The 18,018-nt window shown below is 57.8% G+C and carries 13 protein-coding genes and 3 pseudogenes; 11 read left to right on the forward strand and 5 right to left on the reverse strand.

What is annotated here, in order from left to right:
• Positions 1-846 precede the first annotated feature (846 nt).
• A pseudogene (locus QE453_RS04825) lies at positions 847-1,122 on the forward strand (flagellin); the annotation flags it as partial.
• Between the two features lie 248 nt (positions 1,123-1,370).
• Here the strand turns inward: QE453_RS04825 and QE453_RS04830 are convergent.
• Complete coding sequence (locus QE453_RS04830; protein ID WP_244455975.1) at positions 1,371-2,579, reverse strand: acyltransferase; 1,209 nt, start codon at positions 2,577-2,579, stop codon at positions 1,371-1,373.
• A gap of 196 nt (positions 2,580-2,775) precedes the next feature.
• Positions 2,776-3,120 (reverse strand): hypothetical protein, encoded by a 345-nt coding sequence (locus QE453_RS04835; protein ID WP_135855960.1) that lies wholly within the window; start codon positions 3,118-3,120, stop codon positions 2,776-2,778.
• A gap of 338 nt (positions 3,121-3,458) precedes the next feature.
• Here QE453_RS04835 and QE453_RS04840 point away from each other — a divergent pair, with 338 nt between their 5' ends.
• The 9 genes and pseudogenes from QE453_RS04840 to QE453_RS04880 all read left to right on the forward strand — a co-directional run bounded on the left by QE453_RS04840 (position 3,459) and on the right by QE453_RS04880 (position 14,204).
• Positions 3,459-3,911, forward strand: coding sequence for a tyrosine-type recombinase/integrase (locus QE453_RS04840; protein WP_244455974.1), 453 nt, complete (start codon positions 3,459-3,461; stop codon positions 3,909-3,911).
• 479 nt (positions 3,912-4,390) lie between these two features.
• Entirely contained in the window at positions 4,391-5,404 is a 1,014-nt protein-coding gene (locus tag QE453_RS04845; protein WP_035207370.1) for a substrate-binding domain-containing protein, read from the forward strand.
• A 69-nt stretch (positions 5,405-5,473) separates the two neighbouring features.
• Positions 5,474-6,998 (forward strand): annotated as a pseudogene (locus QE453_RS04850) (sugar ABC transporter ATP-binding protein).
• A 12-nt stretch (positions 6,999-7,010) separates the two neighbouring features.
• Positions 7,011-8,012: an ABC transporter permease gene (locus QE453_RS04855; RefSeq protein ID WP_004437313.1), complete on the forward strand. Its 1,002-nt coding sequence runs from the start codon at positions 7,011-7,013 to the stop codon at positions 8,010-8,012.
• Between the two features lie 41 nt (positions 8,013-8,053).
• Positions 8,054-9,029, forward strand: a pseudogene (locus QE453_RS04860) (sugar-binding transcriptional regulator).
• The gene (locus QE453_RS04865) at positions 9,026-10,024 is read left to right on the forward strand and encodes an aldo/keto reductase (RefSeq protein ID WP_244455971.1); all 999 of its coding nucleotides are present in this window, start codon (positions 9,026-9,028) and stop codon (positions 10,022-10,024) included. Before QE453_RS04860 ends, QE453_RS04865 begins: the two are co-directional and overlap by 4 nt.
• Before the next feature lie 115 nt (positions 10,025-10,139).
• Positions 10,140-11,864: a glycerol-3-phosphate dehydrogenase/oxidase gene (locus QE453_RS04870; RefSeq protein ID WP_113381807.1), complete on the forward strand. Its 1,725-nt coding sequence runs from the start codon at positions 10,140-10,142 to the stop codon at positions 11,862-11,864.
• Between the two features lie 2 nt (positions 11,865-11,866).
• Entirely contained in the window at positions 11,867-12,709 is an 843-nt protein-coding gene (locus QE453_RS04875; RefSeq protein WP_100911597.1) for a class I fructose-bisphosphate aldolase, read from the forward strand.
• Positions 12,702-14,204: an FGGY-family carbohydrate kinase gene (locus tag QE453_RS04880; RefSeq protein ID WP_244455970.1), complete on the forward strand. Its 1,503-nt coding sequence runs from the start codon at positions 12,702-12,704 to the stop codon at positions 14,202-14,204. The genes QE453_RS04875 and QE453_RS04880 overlap by 8 nt, the downstream gene beginning before the upstream one ends.
• 21 nt (positions 14,205-14,225) lie before the next feature.
• Here the strand turns inward: QE453_RS04880 and QE453_RS04885 are convergent, their stop codons facing one another.
• Positions 14,226-15,167, reverse strand: coding sequence for a helix-turn-helix domain-containing GNAT family N-acetyltransferase (locus tag QE453_RS04885; RefSeq protein WP_244455969.1), 942 nt, complete (start codon positions 15,165-15,167; stop codon positions 14,226-14,228).
• A gap of 176 nt (positions 15,168-15,343) precedes the next feature.
• Here QE453_RS04885 and QE453_RS04890 point away from each other — a divergent pair, with 176 nt between their 5' ends.
• A complete protein-coding gene (locus QE453_RS04890) occupies positions 15,344-15,688 on the forward strand; it encodes a hypothetical protein (RefSeq protein WP_006699943.1) in 345 nt (114 codons plus the stop codon).
• Between the two features lie 27 nt (positions 15,689-15,715).
• On the opposite strand, the gene QE453_RS04895 is transcribed toward QE453_RS04890, so the two are convergent.
• Positions 15,716-16,864 carry an alpha-hydroxy acid oxidase gene (locus tag QE453_RS04895; RefSeq protein WP_022563314.1) on the reverse strand — a complete coding sequence of 383 codons (1,149 nt, stop codon included), beginning with the start codon at positions 16,862-16,864 and terminating at the stop codon, positions 15,716-15,718.
• Between the two features lie 127 nt (positions 16,865-16,991).
• The gene (locus QE453_RS04900; protein ID WP_309776504.1) at positions 16,992-17,984 is read right to left on the reverse strand and encodes a 2-hydroxyacid dehydrogenase; all 993 of its coding nucleotides are present in this window, start codon (positions 17,982-17,984) and stop codon (positions 16,992-16,994) included.
• Positions 17,985-18,018 lie beyond the last annotated feature (34 nt).

The raw sequence follows: 18,018 nt of genomic DNA on the forward strand, positions 1-18,018 counted from the left end.
CCAGCCAGTGCGCCGCTCGATTTCAATCTGCCCGGTGCTGAAATCAGCTTTACAATAGTTCTGGATAAAGAGGCCTCAAATCCAGACGGCTACCCTGGGGTAAGCGGAGATCTTCAGAATCTCCCAGGACCATACTTCAACGGTTACTCCGCAACAGTGACAATCACCAAAGCCGATGTGGACGCGTATGATCCAGCCTTAGGAGGGGTAATATCTACAAACAAAGAGTACGCAGCACTGCTGAGTTCAAAACTGAGTTCTCACGGCGCTTATGCGTCGGCAAACTTTAAAAAGGGCGACCCCCCTGTCCATGATCCAGAAAAGATTTCTATTACAACACTGCAACTTCCGCAGCACGGATACGGGTCGTACGTCGAGATTGCAGCAGTGTCGAACGTGGGCGTGAGCGCAGGCGGCCTCACGCCACTTGCCGACTTCGGCAGTAGAGGTTCAGGGCTTGCCCTCGATTTTGAACCATTTATCGTCTTCAGGGACGGCATCGATGATAAAGGAATCCGCGTCAATTTCACCTTTTCTGTGAACGGGGCGGCACCGAAAGCTTACTCCTTCGACCGTGCTTACGTGAACCAACTTCTGTCTCGCGATGACGGTAAAGTGTCGTCAGCAGAAGATATGGCAACCTTGATGCAGTCACTGCTACAAGCTGACTGGCCGGATGTTATAATCGAAGCAAATGCTGGGAAAGTTGTGATCAAATCAGATCCAGCTGTGGACCGGCAATGGGGTGACGGAACTCGGATCAACTTCAGCGAAATACGTGTCAGTAATGAACCGCGCTCTATCCTGAATTTTCTCGATCTTGATATAGCCCAGAATCCCGACATGCTCGGATCGTACATTACATATATCGAAACCGTGACCGCTAACGCGATCTCAGGTGCGGCAACGCTTGGCTCTATAGCGGGGAGGATTGACTTGCAGCTCAATTTTGCTTCGCGCCTTTCGGATTCTGTAATGAGCGGTGTCGGCCGCTTAGTGGACGCGGATATGAATGAGGAATCGACCCGTCTTAAGGCTCTCCAGACCCAGCAACAGCTTGGTATTCAATCGCTGCAGATTGCAAACAGTGAGCCAGAGAGCATCTTAGCCCTATTTCGATAATCGCCCACCGCCTCGCCTTTTAAACGACCTTCTTGAAGGCGTTATTCGAGAACCACTGGCGCGAGCATCCGGGCTGTAAGCAGTGGGGTGGGTTTGGCTTCAGCCGGTCGAAGGCCGAGAAATCATCCTGGCATTGCTGGGAGCATTATCCATACAGGGAGCTGCCACGATGATAACCAGCATCACTCGCCAGAAGAACGCAGAGCAGCGAATGATGGCATGATACCAGAACTACAATGGACGAAATGTTACATCTTGCTTTCGGCAAATTGGGATTTTCTCGCCGAAAGACGCGATAGAACCCACCGACCAGCATTAATTCCCGGCACTTCGATGAAGCGATGAATCAGTTTCGAGACAACAATCGTCCCCAGGACAATCGCGACAATAAATAAAACAGTTCTGACGTGAGGATTTAACTCGGCAAAGATTGGAACGCGGAACAGCGCCCCTCCCAAGAGCATGATCCAAAAGCTATGAAACAGATAAATCGGATAGGCCAAGTCAGATAAGAAGTTGGCGAGGCTATTTTGAAACGGTCGCCGTGCATTATCACGCACCGATGCGAACGAAGAATTTTTGGCATCCGATGCGAGGAAAACAATAAAGGCCGACATAGCCATGACGATGGCAACTCTTCCGCCATAGAACTCGTATTGAGTTGCCATCAGGGCAACGGAAAAAACATTAAGCGCGATCCGATAAGCGCCGGGCCGAACTAGCATAGCTTGGCATATCGTCATGCCCGCAAAAAAGACTGGTAGCTTGAAAGGTAGAAGTGATGGCTCCGGAAAACTGGTACGCCACTTCACTGTCACGAGTACGCAGATTAGGGCTAACACCGTGCAAAATTTGATGACACCGAAGCGTTGGCTCAAAATAAGGAGCGCGGGAAACACAAGATAAAACTGTATTTCGCTACTCAGACTCCAGTCCGGAAGAGGCAATGCACTCACCCAAAGCGGGAACAGGCCAAACAGGAATGTGATGTGCATAAAAATATTCACGAAATCGTAGCTGAAATACTGCGACCAGCTGCTGACAATCAACCTTGCCGCCTCTAGATCTGCATCTCGCATCTCCAAAAGCCTGTCCAACCACGGCACGCGACCAGCAAGTATATGCATGCCGTCAGCGACCTGGCTTCCTAAGACGACCGCGAAAAACACAGCAAGATAATAGGTCGGCACGATCCGAAAGAGGCGTCGAAGGTAAAAAAGTGACCAAGATTTGGCTTCGGACATTGGCTCCGTCGTAGATCGCTGATGTGCATTCAGCATCATCAGGAAACCAGACAGTATCATAAACAGATCCACCGCCATCTTTGCGAACTCACCCGGATTGGGGATATAGTCTGGAAGCCCCAAGCCGGGCCAACCAGACCAAATCATGCAGTGAGCAACAAGGACGGACATGGCGGCGAACGCGCGTAAACCGTTAATGTAACCTGTCTCCACCGCGCGCCATCCTTCGAGATAAACGACTGTTCAAATTGCGCTTGGACCTACAGGATTACAGTCTTATGGACAAGCATGATATCTTCGACCGTTTGTGGATCGGCGGCACGCAATCCGCGTCGGCCTCGGCGTGAAGTTCTGATAGCCATTCGCTATAAGCATTAAAAGCCCGTCCTTAGCGTCGGGCTTTTTGTTTTTACCCAGACCTCGTCGTCCGCGGCTTAGACTGATTTTCAACAATCCTATCGACGCGCATCGTCATCTTGTCGACGGCGTCCTTCACGGCGCCGATAGCGCCCATGATCTGCTCCGTTTGCTCGCGCAGGCCGGACTTGGAAACGTACGTTTCGGCCACGTGGAGCCTATGGGCGGCAAGCTCCTCTCGTGCCAGTGACGCCATCGCAGACGCCGCTGACGCCGCTGCGGATGCCTCTGTCTTTGCCGCGCTGATCTTCGCGTCAACGTACTTCCACAGACCGAAGATAAAACCGAACACCAACACGAAGAAACCCACGGCGCCCATGATCTCGGCGCCGGTCATGGCTTCACCCCGTAAAGCTTCATCAGCTTCTCATTTTCCGTGAGGATTTGCCGCTTTGTTTCTGGCGTCATCTGGTCATCGACAGAAGGACGCACCGGGCGCGCGATATCGCAGTAGCTACCGCTTGTCGCGCATCTGGGCTATGAAGAACGGCCTGATCGATCGCGCGCCGCATATCGAGCGGCCACCAAAGCCGGATCCGAAGGATGGATACTTGACGCGTATCGAAGTCATGCGGCTGGTGGAACGCGCCAAGGTACCGCACATCAAGCTTGCAATCCTGCTGATGATCGGTACCGGCGCCAGAAATGCGGCTGCGCTTGAGTTGACGTGGGATCGTGTCGATTTTTCAGCGCCGGCTTATCCAGCTGCACAACCCGTTCGACCAGTCCCGACGAAAGGGCAGGGCAACCGTGCCGATGAACGACACATTGATGGAAGCGTTGAAGGAGGCAAAGGACGCCGCCCTTTCACCGTTTGTCATCGAGTGGGCTGGCGTACCGGTGAAGTCAATCAAGAAGGGGCTGAAGGCTGCGGCCAAGGCTGCATATCTGGACGACGTGTCGCCGCACATGCTTCGGCACTCGGCCGCGGTGTGGCTCGCAGAGGACGGACACAGCATGACGAGGATTGCCCAGTTCCTTGGACACTCCAATAGCCGTATCACTGAGAAGGTATATGCCCGGTACTCTCCCGAGCATCTGCGTGACCTGGCGCAGACCTTGGACATGAAAATGAATGACCCGGCCCCAAGGTATCGAACCTCTGACCCGGTAATGAAAGCAGTTTGATAACGATATCAATGGCCCGATTTACGAAGTGCTCCTTAGGTTCAGCGAACCTGAAATTTGGAACACAGGCGGAACGTGAGACCTGAAATGGCAATTTACGAAGCGGATATGTCCTAGAAATGCGGGACTTTCCATCGGGGGCCGAAAGTTGACATCGTAGGGGTCACAGGTTCAATCCCTGTCACGCCCACCATCCGAATTCATAAAGGGGTTTCTGAGCAGTCAGAAACCCCTTTTTTCGTTTCTCCTTCAGCCCAGCCCTTTTTCCTCGGAAGCGATTTCTGTCGCTGCTGGCTTTCGCCTGCGCACGAGCTTCAAGTCACTGCGGTGGCGGGGTATGTTTGCAATAAATTTCGCATTGAAAAATAAAATTCAATGCCGTTGACGTCTCCAGTTTTTCAAGCTATCCCATCAGCGTGCAATAAATTACAGAGACTAAAATTTATTGCACGACAAGTCATTATCCTTGGGAGGGGAATATGTTGGCTTTTCTGAAATCGACCGTTGCTGCGGGTGTATTGGCCGTGGCGTTTGCGGCTGGCGCCGGTTCGCCTGCCGCCGCCGCAGGCAAGTTTGCCTGTGAACCCGGCGAAACCTATGTGATGAATGTCATGGTTTCCAGCCATCCCTATTGGGTTCCGGTATTTGAAGGGTTCAAGCAGGCCGCCAAGGCGCTCGGCTGCGAAGCTGTTTTCACCGGCACGCCGGAATATGACATCACAAAGCAGATCGCGTCCTTCGAGCAGGAGCTGGTGAAGAAGCCGAAAGGCGTTCTCCTGCACCCGATGCAGGCCGATCCTTTCATCGAGCCGATCAACAAGGCGATTGCGTCAGGTGTTTCCGTGACCACCTTCGCGGCCGATTCTCCGAAGTCGAAGCGCACCGCCTATATTACCTCGGACAATGTCGCAGAGGCGAAGTTTGCGGCTGACGAAATCGTCAAGAAGCTCGGCGAAAAAGGCGAATATGCCGTTCTGGAAAATCCGGGCCAAAGCAACCATGATCTGCGCGTTACCGCCCTCATAGACTATATGGGGCGGACTTATCCGCAGATGAAGCTCGTTGGCCGGCAAGCGACCAACCAGGATGCAAACGTCGCTTATCAGGCAACCGCCGCACTACTGCAGGCCAATCCCAATCTCGGTGCATTGTGGATCCCTGAGGCCGGTTCGGCTGAAGGTGCGACGACCGCCGTTCTCGAGGCAAAAAAGAAGGTCCTGATCCTGCATGCGGATATCACGCCGGCAACGCTGGAACACATCAAGCAGGGTAATATCTATATGGCCATCAATCCCAATCAGGGGGTTCAGGGCTTCATGGGTTTCATGAACACGTTTCTTGGTGCTCATTCGGACCTGATCGACCCGTTCAACGACTACAAGGTCTCCGGCTTCAACCCGATGCAGGTGCCTTCGATGGACAATGGTTTTGCCGTCATCACCAAGGCGAACGCCGCCTCCTTCGATCTCAACGAATATATGAAGGGGCGCTGAGGCGTCGATCTGGACCCGGCGAGGTTTACGCCTCGCCGGCCATGTGGAAAGCCGGTTCGGGAGGGCGTTATGGGTGAGGTCATCCTCAGCATGACGAATATTCATAAGGCATTCGGGCCCGTGAAGGCGCTGCGGAGTGCTGCACTTGACCTGCGGCGCGGCGAAATCCACGCGCTGGCCGGGGAAAACGGTGCCGGAAAGTCGACGCTGATGCATATCATTGACGGCATTCTGCAGCCCGATGGAGGGGAGATCCTGCTGGATGGCAAGCCGGTCAAGATCTCCTCGCCTAATGTGGCGAACCGGCTCGGCATCGGTTTCGTGCATCAGGAGATCGCTCTTTGCCCTGATATTTCGGTTGCCGAAAACATGTTTATGTCAGAGACCGGTCGAAGCCGTTCCTGGTTCATGAATTACCGCGACCTGGAAAAGCGGGCGGCAGCGGTGCTGCGGGAGATCGGCGACATCGATCCCGCCAGCCGCGCGGGCGGCCTTTCGATTTCGCAGCAGCAGATCGTTGAGATTGCCAAGGCGTTGACGCTGGATTGCCGCATCCTGATCCTCGATGAGCCAACGGCAGCGCTGACAGAGACCGAAGCCCAGACACTTTTCCGGATCATGCACCGGCTGGCCGAGCGCGGCATTGCCATCATCTATATTTCGCATCGCATGGCGGAGATTTTCGAACATTGCGACCGCATCACCGTCATGCGCGACGGTTGCCATATCAGGACGGAGAATATTGCTGATATTTCTTTCCCCTGAGGAAGTCGTTAACAGCATGGTGGGACGGGTACTCGACAAGCTCTACCCGCCGAAGCTCTCGGATGATGAGAAATCTGACGACGTCATTCTCTCTGTTCGGGGTCTGAATGAAGGAAAGCGCGTTTTCGATGTCGGTTTCGATCTGCGTCGGGGTGAAATCCTCGGGTTGGCTGGACTGATCGGTGCGGGAAGAAGCGAGATCGCGCGAGCGGTCTGCCGGCTGGAGGGCAAGCCGACAGGCGAGGTTATGTTACGTGGCCAGCGGCTTGGTCTGAAAGACTATCGTGACAGCATCCGGGAAGGGATCGTTTATCTTTCCGAGGACCGCAAGGGGGATGGGCTGTTCCTGAACATGTCCATCGCCGCCAATGTCTCCGCGCTCGACATAGGAAGGATATCGAATGGCATGGGTTTCATCGAACGGCGCAAAGAGATGAAGCGCGCAGATGAGCTGGGGCGCCGGCTGAAACTGCGGGCGAACAGCGTCGGTGATTCCGTCTCGACCCTGAGCGGCGGCAACCAGCAGAAGGTGGCGCTGGCGAAGATGCTGTCGGTTGAACCGAAGGTCATCTTTCTGGATGAGCCGACACGGGGGGTGGATGTGGGTGCCAAGGCGGAAATCCACCGCCAGATCCGGGAACTGGCGCGTGAGGGGGTTGGCGTGGTCGTCATCTCCTCCGAACTGCCGGAACTCATCGGCGTCAGCGATCGTGTGCTTGTCGTGCGCGAGGGGCGCATCACCGGCGAGGTCGAGGGGGACGACATGACGGAAGAGAAGATCATGCAGCTCGCGTCGATCACTATTATGCAGAATGCGGCGGAAGCCTGAGGGAGCGGGAAAATGGCAACATCGGAAACACCTTCAAGCCTTGCCGGGACGGCGGTTCGCCGGACAGCGTGGTGGGAGCCGGCGCTCAAGGCGCGGGAAACCGGGCTGATCGTAATCATTCTCGCGCTTTTTGCCGTGATGTCCTTCATCTCGCCGTACTTCCTGACCGTGGACAATCTGCGGGCCATGGCCATGGTCTTCGCTATCGAAAGCATCGTCGTGGTGGGCATGACGATTCTTCTGATCTCTGGTGGCATCGATCTTTCGGTGGGATCCGTTACGGCGCTCGCGATGGTGGCAGCCGGCTGGCTTTTCCTCAACGGCGTCGACCCCTGGGTGGCGGCGGGGTTGGCAATCTGCCTGACGACATTGGTCGGCATGGTCATGGGATTTCTGACCACGGTCATCGGTCTGCATCATTTCATCGTGTCGCTGGGCGTCATGGTCATTGCGCGCGGTGTTTGCCTGCTGGCGACCGGCGGGCGGCCGCTCGGGCTCTACTCCCTGCCGCCGGAATTCAAGTTCATCGGTCAGGGTGTGATTGGCGGCATACCGCTGGTGCTGATCATATTTATGGTGGTGGTCGTTTCTTTCGATCTGCTGCTGCGGCGCACGACTGCCTTCCGCAAGGTTTTTTACACCGGCAGCAATCCCAAGGCCGCGGCCTATTCCGGCATCCGTGTCGGCCGCGTGGTCTTCGCCACCACAACGCTTTGTTCGATGCTTTGCGGTGTTGCAGGTGTTATCTACATGGCGCGCTTCGGTTCTGCCCAGCCAAGCTTCGGCATCGGCATGGAACTCAACGTCATTGCGGCCGCGGTCATCGGCGGCGCCAGCCTTTCGGGCGGTTCGGGTACGATTCTTGGCGCGATCCTGGGAGCCATCCTTCTCTCCGTGGTTTCCAGTTCGCTTGCCTTGCTCAATGTGTCTGTCTACTGGCAGGACATCATCAGGGGCAGCATCTTGCTGGCTGCGGTACTGTTCGACCACTATCTGGTCAGGCGCCGCCGTTGAGCGCCGTTCGCTCGCCCGAAGGTAACTGGAGAAAGACGATCATGCTGGATATCAAGGACGATTTCGATCAACAGAGGCAGATGTATTCCGTCTTGGTGCTGCATTTCATCGAAGGGGTGAAACAGTCCGAAATCGCCGAGCGGCTCAAACCTTTCCCACACCAAGGTGAACCGCATGATTGCGGCCGGCCGCAAGGCGGGCATGGTGAAGATCAGCATCTCCAGTCCTTATCAGCGGCTTGTGGACCTTGAAAACGAGATCACCCGCCGGTTTGGCCTTAGACAATCCGTCGTTACGCCAACGGTATCGGATAATCCGGAAACAGCCTTGCAAATGGTCGGGCGGGTGGCCGCAAACCATTTGCTGGAAACGATCCGCGACGGCGATGTGATCGCGATTACGGGCGGCAAGGCGGTGAGTGCGGTTGTCGACAATCTGCAGGCGGAGCGCCGTTTCGATGTGCGGGTAGTGCCGCTCACCGGCGGGGTGCAGGGCAAGCATTACACCGATGTCAATCATCTCGCCACGCAACTGGCGGAAAAGCTTGGCGGCAGCGCCTCGCTGCTGCACGCACCGTTATTCGCCGAAGACGAGGAACAGCGCGATCTCCTCATGAATGTTGCGTCGATCCGTGAGGTTTTCGATCTTGCGCGTCAGGCGCAGGTGGCGCTGGTCGGCATTGGTTCGGTGGAGGCGCCAGGCTCTGGCTATTACGATCTTCTGCCGGATGCCGCCCGTGGCGGACAGGCGCTGGTGGATGCCGGCATTGCCGGCGAGTTTCTCGCCCACCTCACCATGGCGGACGGGCAGCTTGCCCGGATCGATCTCAACTCGCGCGTCGTGGCGCTGGACCCCGGGCAGCTTGCCCGGTGCCCAAACATCATCGGTGTCGCAGCAGGCGCCATCAAGGCCGGCCCGGTGGCGGCCACGCTTGCCGGCCACTATCTGACCTCGCTGGTCGTGGATGAAGCGATAGCCGGCTACTTATTGGATCATGAAGGAGGGGAGACCTCGTGACGGACAACGCAATATTGACCCGGACGATAGGCAAAAGCGGTATCAACGCATCTGCCGTGGGGCTTGGAACCTGGGCCATCGGTGGCTGGATGTGGGGCGGCACCGACGAACGGCAGTCCATAGCAGCCATCCAGGCCTCCATCGATGCGGGGATTTCCCTCATCGATACTGCGCCAGCCTATGGCATGGGGCTTGCCGAAACCATCATTGGCAAGGCAATTGCCGGCAGACGCGACAAGGTGGTGCTGGTCAGCAAATGCGGGCTTGTGTGGCATGTGAATGAGGGCGCTTATTTCTTCCATCAGGATGGCAAGCCGGTTTATCGTTATCTCGGCGCCGTATCCATCCGGTACGAGGTCGAAGAGAGCCTGAAACGGCTTGGGACAGATTATATCGACCACTACGTCACCCATTGGCAGGATGCCACGACGCCGATTGCCGAGACAGTCGGGGCTTTGGTGCGGCTGAAGGAAGAGGGGAAGATCCGTTCCATCGGGGCAAGCAACGTTTCGCAGGCCGATCTGGAAGCCTATATCGCCACCGGGGCGCTGGATGCCATTCAGGAAGAATATTCCATGGTAAAGCGCGACATCGAGACGGCGCTCCTGCCCGTTTGCCGGGAGAATGCCGTCTCGGTTCTCAGCTATTCGTCGCTGGCGCTCGGTCTCCTCTCGGGCAAGGTCGGGCCGGAGCGGGTTTTTGCGGAAGATGACCAGCGCCACGGCAATCCGCGCTTCAGCCAGGCCAACCGTGAAAAGATCGCGCGTTTGATCGGCGTGCTGAAACCGGTGGCGGCCGCCCATTCCGCCTCAGTGGCACAGGTGGTGATTGCCTGGACGATTGCCCAGCCGGGTATAACATTCTCGCTGTGTGGCGCACGCGACCCGGCTCAGGCGGTTGAAAACGCCGCCGCGGCGCGTCTTCGCCTCACAGAGAGTGAGCTGGCGCTCATCAGCACTGGTGTCGCGGAGCATCTCGTGGGTCTCGATACCTGATTATGTAGCTGGAACGGGGTTTCAGGCGCACATCGCATAATTTCGTTCCCTTTCTCATGTCGCTTAACGGTCAACAACATTGGGACGCTGGTCATCGCCAGCGAACGGTATTCCTATGCCCAGTTTTCGCGAGGACGCTCTCCATCGCATCCGGCAAGACGGTGATTTCGACGCCGTGGTCATCGGCGGCGGTATCAATGGCATCGCCGCCTATCGTGATCTTGCCCTGCAGGGGCTGAGAGTTCTTCTGGTCGAGCGCAGCGATTTCTCCTCGGGCTGCAGCGCTGCTCCCTCGCGGATGATCCATGGCGGCCTGCGTTATCTAGAAAACGGCGAATTCGGCCTGGTGGCGGAATCCCTGCGGGAGCGCGATGCACTTCTGAGGCTCGCACCGCATATGGTTCGGCCGCTGCCGACCACGATCCCGATTTTTTCGACTTTCAGCGGCCTGTTCAATGCGGTAGCAACCTTTGCCGGCTCCGGTGGGAAACCCGCAAGCCGGGGCGCGCTCGCCATCAAGGCGGGTCTGATGCTCTATGATTTCGTCACTCGCAAAAACCGCATCCTGCCCCGTCACGCCTTTCGTGGCGCGGCCGATACTTTGCAGCATTGGCCGGATCTGACACCGGAGATCAGATATTCCGCCACCTATTACGATGCTTGGATAAGCCAGCCCGAACGGCTTGCTCTGGAGCTTCTGATCGACAGCCAGTCGGATGCGCCGCAAAGCGTTGCACTGAACTATGCCGAACTCGTCCGTGTGGGCGATGAATATGGTCTGCGGACGGAGGAAGCGGACGAAATCCTGCCGATAGGGCCCCGGATCATCATCAATGCAACGGGAGCCTGGATCGACGAGACGATCGGCGTATTGGCCGATGGCCCGGCGTCGGACAGGGCAGAACCCACCGTTTCAGGCACCAAGGGATCGCATCTGATCCTTGCCAATGAGGAACTTCTCAAGGCGCTGAACGGCCACATGATTTTCTTTGAAAACACGGACAACCGGGTCTGCATCCTCTTCCCTTATCTCGACCGGGTTCTTGCGGGATCGACCGATATCAAGGTGGATCGGCCCGAGCGGGTGCGCTGCGAGCCCGAGGAACGGGACTACATTCTGGACGCGATCCGGCAGGTCTTTCCGCAGATTGCCGTCGATCGCTCCGACATCGTCTTCAGTTTCAGCGGTATACGCCCATTGCCGCGAAGCGATGCCGCCTTCACCGGGAAAATATCCCGCAGCCATTTCATCCACCGCGTTGCGAGTGATCCGCCGCAGCTCTGCATGATCGGCGGCAAGTGGACCACTTTCAGAGCTTTTGGCGAACAGGTGACCGACGAGGTTCTGGCCTTTCTTGGACGAAAGCGGCTGACCGGCACCATGGACCGCGCAATCGGCGGCGGCAGGAATTTTCCGGCCGGTGCAGGCGGCCTGCCTGCCTTGTTGTCGGAGGAGTTTTCCATTGCCGAAGACCGGGCGGAGCATCTGGCCCTGGCTTACGGCTCCCGCGCGTTTGAGCTGATGGGTTTTTGCCGGGATCGTTCTGATGACGTGCGGCTTTCAGAAAAATCGCCGATCACGGCAGCGGAAGTGGTCTGGCTCATCCGTTGCGAACAGGTGCGGCACCTGACCGATCTCGTCCTGCGTCGCACGACGCTCGCCATCACCGGCGTCATCGATGCCGATCTGATCGACGCGATGCTCGCCGTTGCAGTGCGCGAGTTGGGCTGGCTGCCAAATCAGGCGTCAGCGGAACGTCAGCGGCTCATTCACGAGCTGGAGACCTTTTACGGGGTCACGCCGGCAATGCTTCAACACAGATGCAAGGAGAATGCATGATGATGCGGATTTCGAAGAAGGCGCGCATGAACAGGCTGTTCCGCAATGGCGGCTGTCTGGATGTGGCCATCGATCACGGGGTTTGTAACGAGCCGAGCTTCCTCGTCGGGCTGGAGGATATGTCGCAGACCGTGGACCGGCTGGTAGAGGCTCGCCCCGACGCCATCCAGATGGCCTACGGCCAGGCAGACCTGCTGCAGCAGCGGCCGGAGCGCGACAAGCCGGCGCTCGTCATGCGCATCGACATGGGCAACCCCTATAACTCAACACGCCACAGGACCATGTGGTCGCAGCTTCAGAATTATCATGACCCGATCATCGGCGCGCTGGAAATGGATGCCGCCTGCGTCGTCGTGAACCTGTTCATGCTGCCGGACGAACCCGAGCTCTTTCGTCAATGTGTTGAAAATATCAGCCGCGTGCGTGCCGATTGCCATCGTTTCGGCATGCCGCTGATGATCGAACCTTTGGTCATGCTGCCGAATGATGTGCGCGGCGGTTATCAGGTGGATGGCGATGCCGAAAAGATCGTTACGCTGGTTCGTCTTGCCTCGGAAATGGGAGCCGATATCATCAAGGCCGATCCGACCAGTAACCCGCAGGACTTTCACAGGGTGATCGAGGCGGCGCGGTGCCCGGTGCTGGTGCGGGGCGGGGGGCGTGAGGACTTGCGCAATGTATTGGCGAAATCGGCGGCTCTGGTGGCCGAAGGTGCAAACGGCATGGTTTACGGGCGCAATATTTACCAGCACGACAATCCCAAGGCCGTTGTTGCGGCGTTGATGGCCATCATCCATCAGGGTGCGGGTGGTGAGGAAGCATGGGATATCTATAATCGTGGCTGACAAAAATCACATATTGGGTCTGGATGTCGGCAACACGGTCATCAAGGCCGTGCTGTTCGACACGGCGGGCCGGCAGGTTGCGCAACACGCGATCGACGGACAGTCGACATTCCCGCAGCCCGGCTATGTCGAGCGCGATCTCGAGGAATTGTGGCGCAACGGCTGCGAGGCGATCCGGCAGCTTCTGGTAAAAGCGGCTGTCGATCCTCACAGCATCCTCGCGGTAGGCTGCGCCGGCCATGGCAATGGTCTTTATCTTCTAGACAAGAAACAACAGCCCCTGATCGGCATCCAGTCGCTCGACAGCCGCGCCGCCGATGTGGCGGCCGAGCTTGACGGGAAAAGCGGAGCGCAATTGCAGGCCCGCTGCCTGCAGCGACCATGGCCTGCGCAAACCCCGAGCCTTTTGGCTTGGGTGAAGCGACATGCACCCGATCTTTACGCCCGGACCGGCACGGTGTTGTTCTGCAAGGATTTCGTCAATTTTCGCCTGACGGGATGCCTTGCCAATGATATTTCCGATCTCAGCGGCGCGGGACTTTTGGCTTTGCCGGAAGCGCGGCTCGACCGCGAGCTTCTGTCTCTTTACGATATCGAGGACGCGTTCGCGTTTTTCCCCCATCGCGTGGAATCGGCCGACATCGTCGGCCAGGTGACGGGCGAGGCTGCGGCTATGACGGGGCTATCCGAAGGCACACCCGTCATCGGCGGTTTCTTCGATGTGGTCTCCAGCGCCATGGGGTCGGGCGTCATCAATGCCGGGGAAGCTTCGATCATCGCCGGCACCTGGAGCATCAACCAGGTTTTCGCAGACAGGCCGGTCATCAGTCCCGATGTCTTCATGGTTACGACCTTTGGCCGCAACCGCTATGTCAATATCGAATCCAGCGCCACCTCCGCCGCCAATCTCGAATGGTACGTGCATCGTGTTCGCGGTGACCACGGCGACCACGCCTTCGAGCGCTGCAACGAATTGGTCGGCTCCGTTACCCCGCGCGCCGACGATCCGTTCTTCCATCCGTTCATTTTCGGCTCGCGGCTGGGTGCGGAATTTCGCGGCGGCTTTTACGGCCTCGCGGGATGGCATGGTGAAGGCCACATGTTGCGCGCCCTGTTCGAGGGTGTGTGTTTTGAGCATCGCCGCCACATCGGCGTCTTGCGCGAAGCGGGCTTGCCGGTGGCAAGCGCCGTGATGTCTGGCGGCGGTTCCCGCAGCCGGCATTGGCCGCAGATCATGGCTGATGTCCTGGAAATTCCGCTGCGTGTCGCGGAGGCCCGCGAGACAGGTGCGCTCGGTGCTGCCATTGGTGCGGCCGTGGCGATTGGACTTTATCCCGATTATGAGGAGGCGGTTTCGGCGATGACACGGGTTGCGAATACCTACCAGCCGGATGCTGCGCAAGTCTCGCATTATGCGCGGCGTTATGGTCTTTATGCGGAGTTGACCGCGCAGTTGCGTGGCTTCTGGAGCGCCTTGCGGCTGGCGCGAACCTGAAAGTGCACCACGTGCAGACGATCAACCGGGCCGCCGCCGGACAAAGCGTTGCTCCAAGACCTCGCTTCCCCATTGGCTGCCCGGATATTCCTCGACGCATGTAAAACCATGGGTCTCGTAAAGGTGGCGTGCGGTCGAGAGACCGTTGAATGTCCAGAGATGGGTTGCGGTGAAGCCATTTTTGTCGACAAAGGCCAGTGCTGTTTCGAGCAGTCTGCGTCCGACACCGCTGCCGCGCGCACCGTCGTCGACAATAAACCAGCGCAGATGCGCAATATCCGCTCCGAGATCTTCGCCGTCGATCGCGATGGAGCCGATGATTTGCTGGCTGCGCATTGCAACCCAGATCGCGTTCTTCGGGCTGTCCAGCCGGTTGCAAAAAGCCGCGAGGCCCTCTGCTACAACGGATTCGAAACGCTGGCCGAAGCCGGATGTCCGGGCGTAATAAAGCGCATGCATCTGCGTAATGCGAGCGATGAGCCCCGGCCAGTAGCCTTCGATGACCTCGACGGCCGGAGCCGTGACATCGCCCCTGTCTCCCAGCGCATCGGCATAAAGGCGTAGCCCTTCCAGAACCGTGAGAGCTTGCGCCGGGCCGATCCGTGTTAAGGCACTCGATACCTGCCGATTTGCGAAGGCGTGAATGGTTCCCACCCTATTGTGCCCAGGTTTGGTCAGGCGGAGCCGTTTGATTCGGCTATCGTCGATATCCGTCTCCTCCAGGAGGTCTCCTGAAAGGACGAGTTTGCGAAGCATTCGGCTGACGCTCGATTTCTCCAGCCTGAGCAACTTCGCCAGATCCCGAGCTGTGATGCCGGGGCACGCCTCGATCTCGATCAGCGCGTGCACGGCGGAGGGCGGCAGATCAGTGCCGGCAAAATCTCCTCCCATAAAGCCGAGTTCGCGAACAAGCCGCCGCGAGATGGAGCGGATATCGTGTATGGGAAGGGGCTGTTCAGGCATGGTTAATCCAATATGGTTGCACAATGCAACCATATACACATGCGGAACGGTCTGCCAAGGCCATCTCGGCATAAGGACTGGCTTTCTTGGCAAATATTGGCGATCCTCCTTCCATGCACCGATAAAGCGTCTCTTGGCCGCACCAGGGAGGTCAATAATCCGGTCAGGGAGCAGATATGCCCGATACGCCCCGCTTTTTCCGTTATGCCGTTTTGGTTGCGATGTTCCCCGTCGCCGCCCTCGGGCTTGTGGGAACGCCAAATGAATATCGCGCCGTCGGTATCGAGGCTATCGATTGCGACGGCCCCCTATCGGTTCTTGTCGCTGCCGTGCCGGCGTTTTTGGCCTATGCCGTCATCGGCTGGCTGTTTTTGTCTGGCGCCAGGCGCCATCGTTCGCTGATTTCCGGTGGCATTTGCGTGCTGGTATCCCTGGCGCTCACCTGGAACATCGGTCTGGCGCTTCAGGAACATCAACGAAACGCGGCTGAAATGGTCTGCGGTGGCAGTGGCAGGCTTTGACCTGCCCTGAGATCGTGGAACGCTTCCCTAGTCCCGGAACCGGAGGTTGCGGCGGGTCAGTTGCTCGACAGTTGTGCAGCCCATCAGCTTCATGCCGCGCTCGATTTCGATACGCATTGTTTCCAAGGCCCTCTCGACCCCCGCCTGGCCTGCAGCGGCAAGCGGGAAAAGATAATAGCGGCCAAGCCCCACGGCTTTTGCCCCCAGAGACAGGGCTTTTAGTACATGGGTGCCACGCTGAATGCCGCCATCCATCATCACGTCAATCCGGTCACCGACCGCATCGACGATCTCGGCCAGCTGGTCGAAAGCGCTGCGGGAACCATCAAGCTGGCGGCCGCCATGATTGGAGAGCACGATGCCGCTGCAGCCGATCTCGACGGCACGCCGTGCGTCGTCCACCGACATGATGCCTTTCAGGCAAAAAGGTCCGCCCCATTCGCGCACCATCTGCTCCACGTCCTCCCAATTCATGGAAGGATCGAGCATCTCAGTGAAATAGCGGCTGATGGAGAGCGCTCCACCGTCCATCTTGATGTGATCGTCGAGTTGCGGCAGGCTGAAGCGCTCATGGGTCAGGTAATTGATGCCCCATGCCGGTTTCATGGCAAATTGCGCAATGCCGGAAAGATTGAGCTTGAAAGGAATGGCAAAGCCGGTGCGCTTGTCGCGCTCGCGGTTTCCGCCGGTGATGCTATCCACCGTCAGCATCATGGTTTCCACACCGGCGCTTTTTGCGCGTGCCATCATATCGCGGTTGAGGCCACGGTCCTTGTGGAAATAAAACTGATAGACCTGCGGCCCGCCGCTGATCCGGCGCGCTTCCTCCAGGCTTGTGGTGCCGAGAGAGGACACGCCGAACATCGTGCCGAATTTGCCGGCCGCCGCAGCAACCGCCCGTTCTCCCTGATGGTGAAAGAGGCGCTGAAGTGCCGTCGGGGAGCAATAGACCGGCATTGACAGCTTCTGCCCCATGACGGTGACAGACATATCCACATCGGCAACGCCGCGCAGCACGTCCGGAACCAGATCGCATTTTTCGAAGGCGGCCGTGTTTCGTCGATACGTCACCTCGTCATCGGCAGCGCCGTCGATGTAGTTGAAGATCGGTCCGGGAAGACGCTGTTTGGCCATGCGGCGAAAATCGTGGAAATTATAGCAGTCTTTGAGTTGCATCTGTTGCCCGACCGGTCAGGTTTGAAAGCTCGAAAAAGATCGAGTGAACCTATACCGGGTCTCAGGGGCGGGCAATTGCGTCCGGGGCGAATTTTGCAGTTCTCAGGTGGTTAGCGATCCCGGCGACCTAGGTCCTCGAGACGGCATGCAGCGCCTTGCCGGTATCAAGAAAGCTCGTAATGTTGGCGATTGTCGTGTCCGCAATGTTTGTGAGTGCTTCCTGTGTGAAGAAACCCTGATGACCGGTCACCAGAACATTGGGAAAGGTCAACAACCGCGCGAAAACGTCATCGCGCAACACGTCATTGGACAGATCCTCGAAAAAGAGATCGGCTTCCTCCTCGTAGACGTCAATGCCGAGGGAACCGATGGTGCCGTCTTTTAATCCGGCAATCGCGGCCTGCGTGTCGATGATGGCGCCGCGGCTGGTATTGATGAGCATTACGCCCTTTTTCAGCAGCGGCAGCGTTTCGCTACGAATGAGATGGCGGGTCTCCGGTGTCAGCGGGCACATCAGTGTGAGTACGTCCGACGCGCGGAACAGCTCCTCTCGCGTGACATAGGTCATGCCCAGCGCCACGCAATCCGGATTCTGGCGGATATCGTGGCCGAGCAGACGGCAGCCGAAGCCGGCCGCGATACGCGTGAAGATCGCTCCGATCTTTCCCGTCCCCACAATACCAACCGTCTTCCCGTGAAGATCGAAGCCAAGCAGCCCGTCAAGTGCGAAATTTCCCTCGCGAACGCGATTATAGGCGCGGTGAATCTTGCGGTTGAGCGACAGGATGAGCGCCATGGTGTGTTCCGCCACCGCATAGGGCGAATAGGCCGGCACGCGCGCAATGGTGAGGCCGAGCTTTTCGGCGGCCTGAAGGTCCACCTGATTGAACCCGGCGCATCGCAGGGCGACAAGTCGCACGCCCATTGCCGCAAGTTTCTCGAGCACCGGTCCGGACAGGTCGTCATTGACGAAGGCACAGATCGCCATCGCTCCCTCCGCCAACGCCACCGTTTCGGCAGACAGGCGCGCTTCGCAATATTGCATCTTCATGCCAGGGTGGGCGGCAGCGTCAAGGAACTGCCGGTCATAGGGCTTGGCGCTGTAAACCACGATCCGCATCTGCTTCTCCAGTCTCCAAAAGAAAGCTGCCGTC

Origin of the sequence: Agrobacterium sp. SORGH_AS_0440 (assembly GCF_031453135.1) — a bacterium.
GTDB classification, from domain to species: Bacteria; Pseudomonadota; Alphaproteobacteria; order Rhizobiales; family Rhizobiaceae; genus Agrobacterium; species Agrobacterium pusense.

Excerpts from the sequence above, each read along its gene's own strand:
- QE453_RS04835 (WP_135855960.1), bottom strand. The coding sequence starts at position 3,120 with ATGACCGGCGCCGAGATCATGGGCGCCGTGGGTTTCTTCGTGTTGGTG.
- QE453_RS04845 (WP_035207370.1), top strand. The coding sequence starts at position 4,391 with ATGTTGGCTTTTCTGAAATCGACCGTTGCTGCGGGTGTATTGGCCGTG.
- QE453_RS04855 (WP_004437313.1), top strand. The coding sequence starts at position 7,011 with ATGGCAACATCGGAAACACCTTCAAGCCTTGCCGGGACGGCGGTTCGC.
- QE453_RS04870 (WP_113381807.1), top strand. The coding sequence starts at position 10,140 with ATGCCCAGTTTTCGCGAGGACGCTCTCCATCGCATCCGGCAAGACGGT.
- QE453_RS04875 (WP_100911597.1), top strand. The coding sequence starts at position 11,867 with ATGCGGATTTCGAAGAAGGCGCGCATGAACAGGCTGTTCCGCAATGGC.
- QE453_RS04885 (WP_244455969.1), bottom strand. The coding sequence starts at position 15,167 with ATGCCTGAACAGCCCCTTCCCATACACGATATCCGCTCCATCTCGCGG.
- QE453_RS04890 (WP_006699943.1), top strand. The coding sequence starts at position 15,344 with ATGCCCGATACGCCCCGCTTTTTCCGTTATGCCGTTTTGGTTGCGATG.
- QE453_RS04895 (WP_022563314.1), bottom strand. The coding sequence starts at position 16,864 with ATGCAACTCAAAGACTGCTATAATTTCCACGATTTTCGCCGCATGGCC.
- QE453_RS04900 (WP_309776504.1), bottom strand. The coding sequence starts at position 17,984 with ATGCGGATCGTGGTTTACAGCGCCAAGCCCTATGACCGGCAGTTCCTT.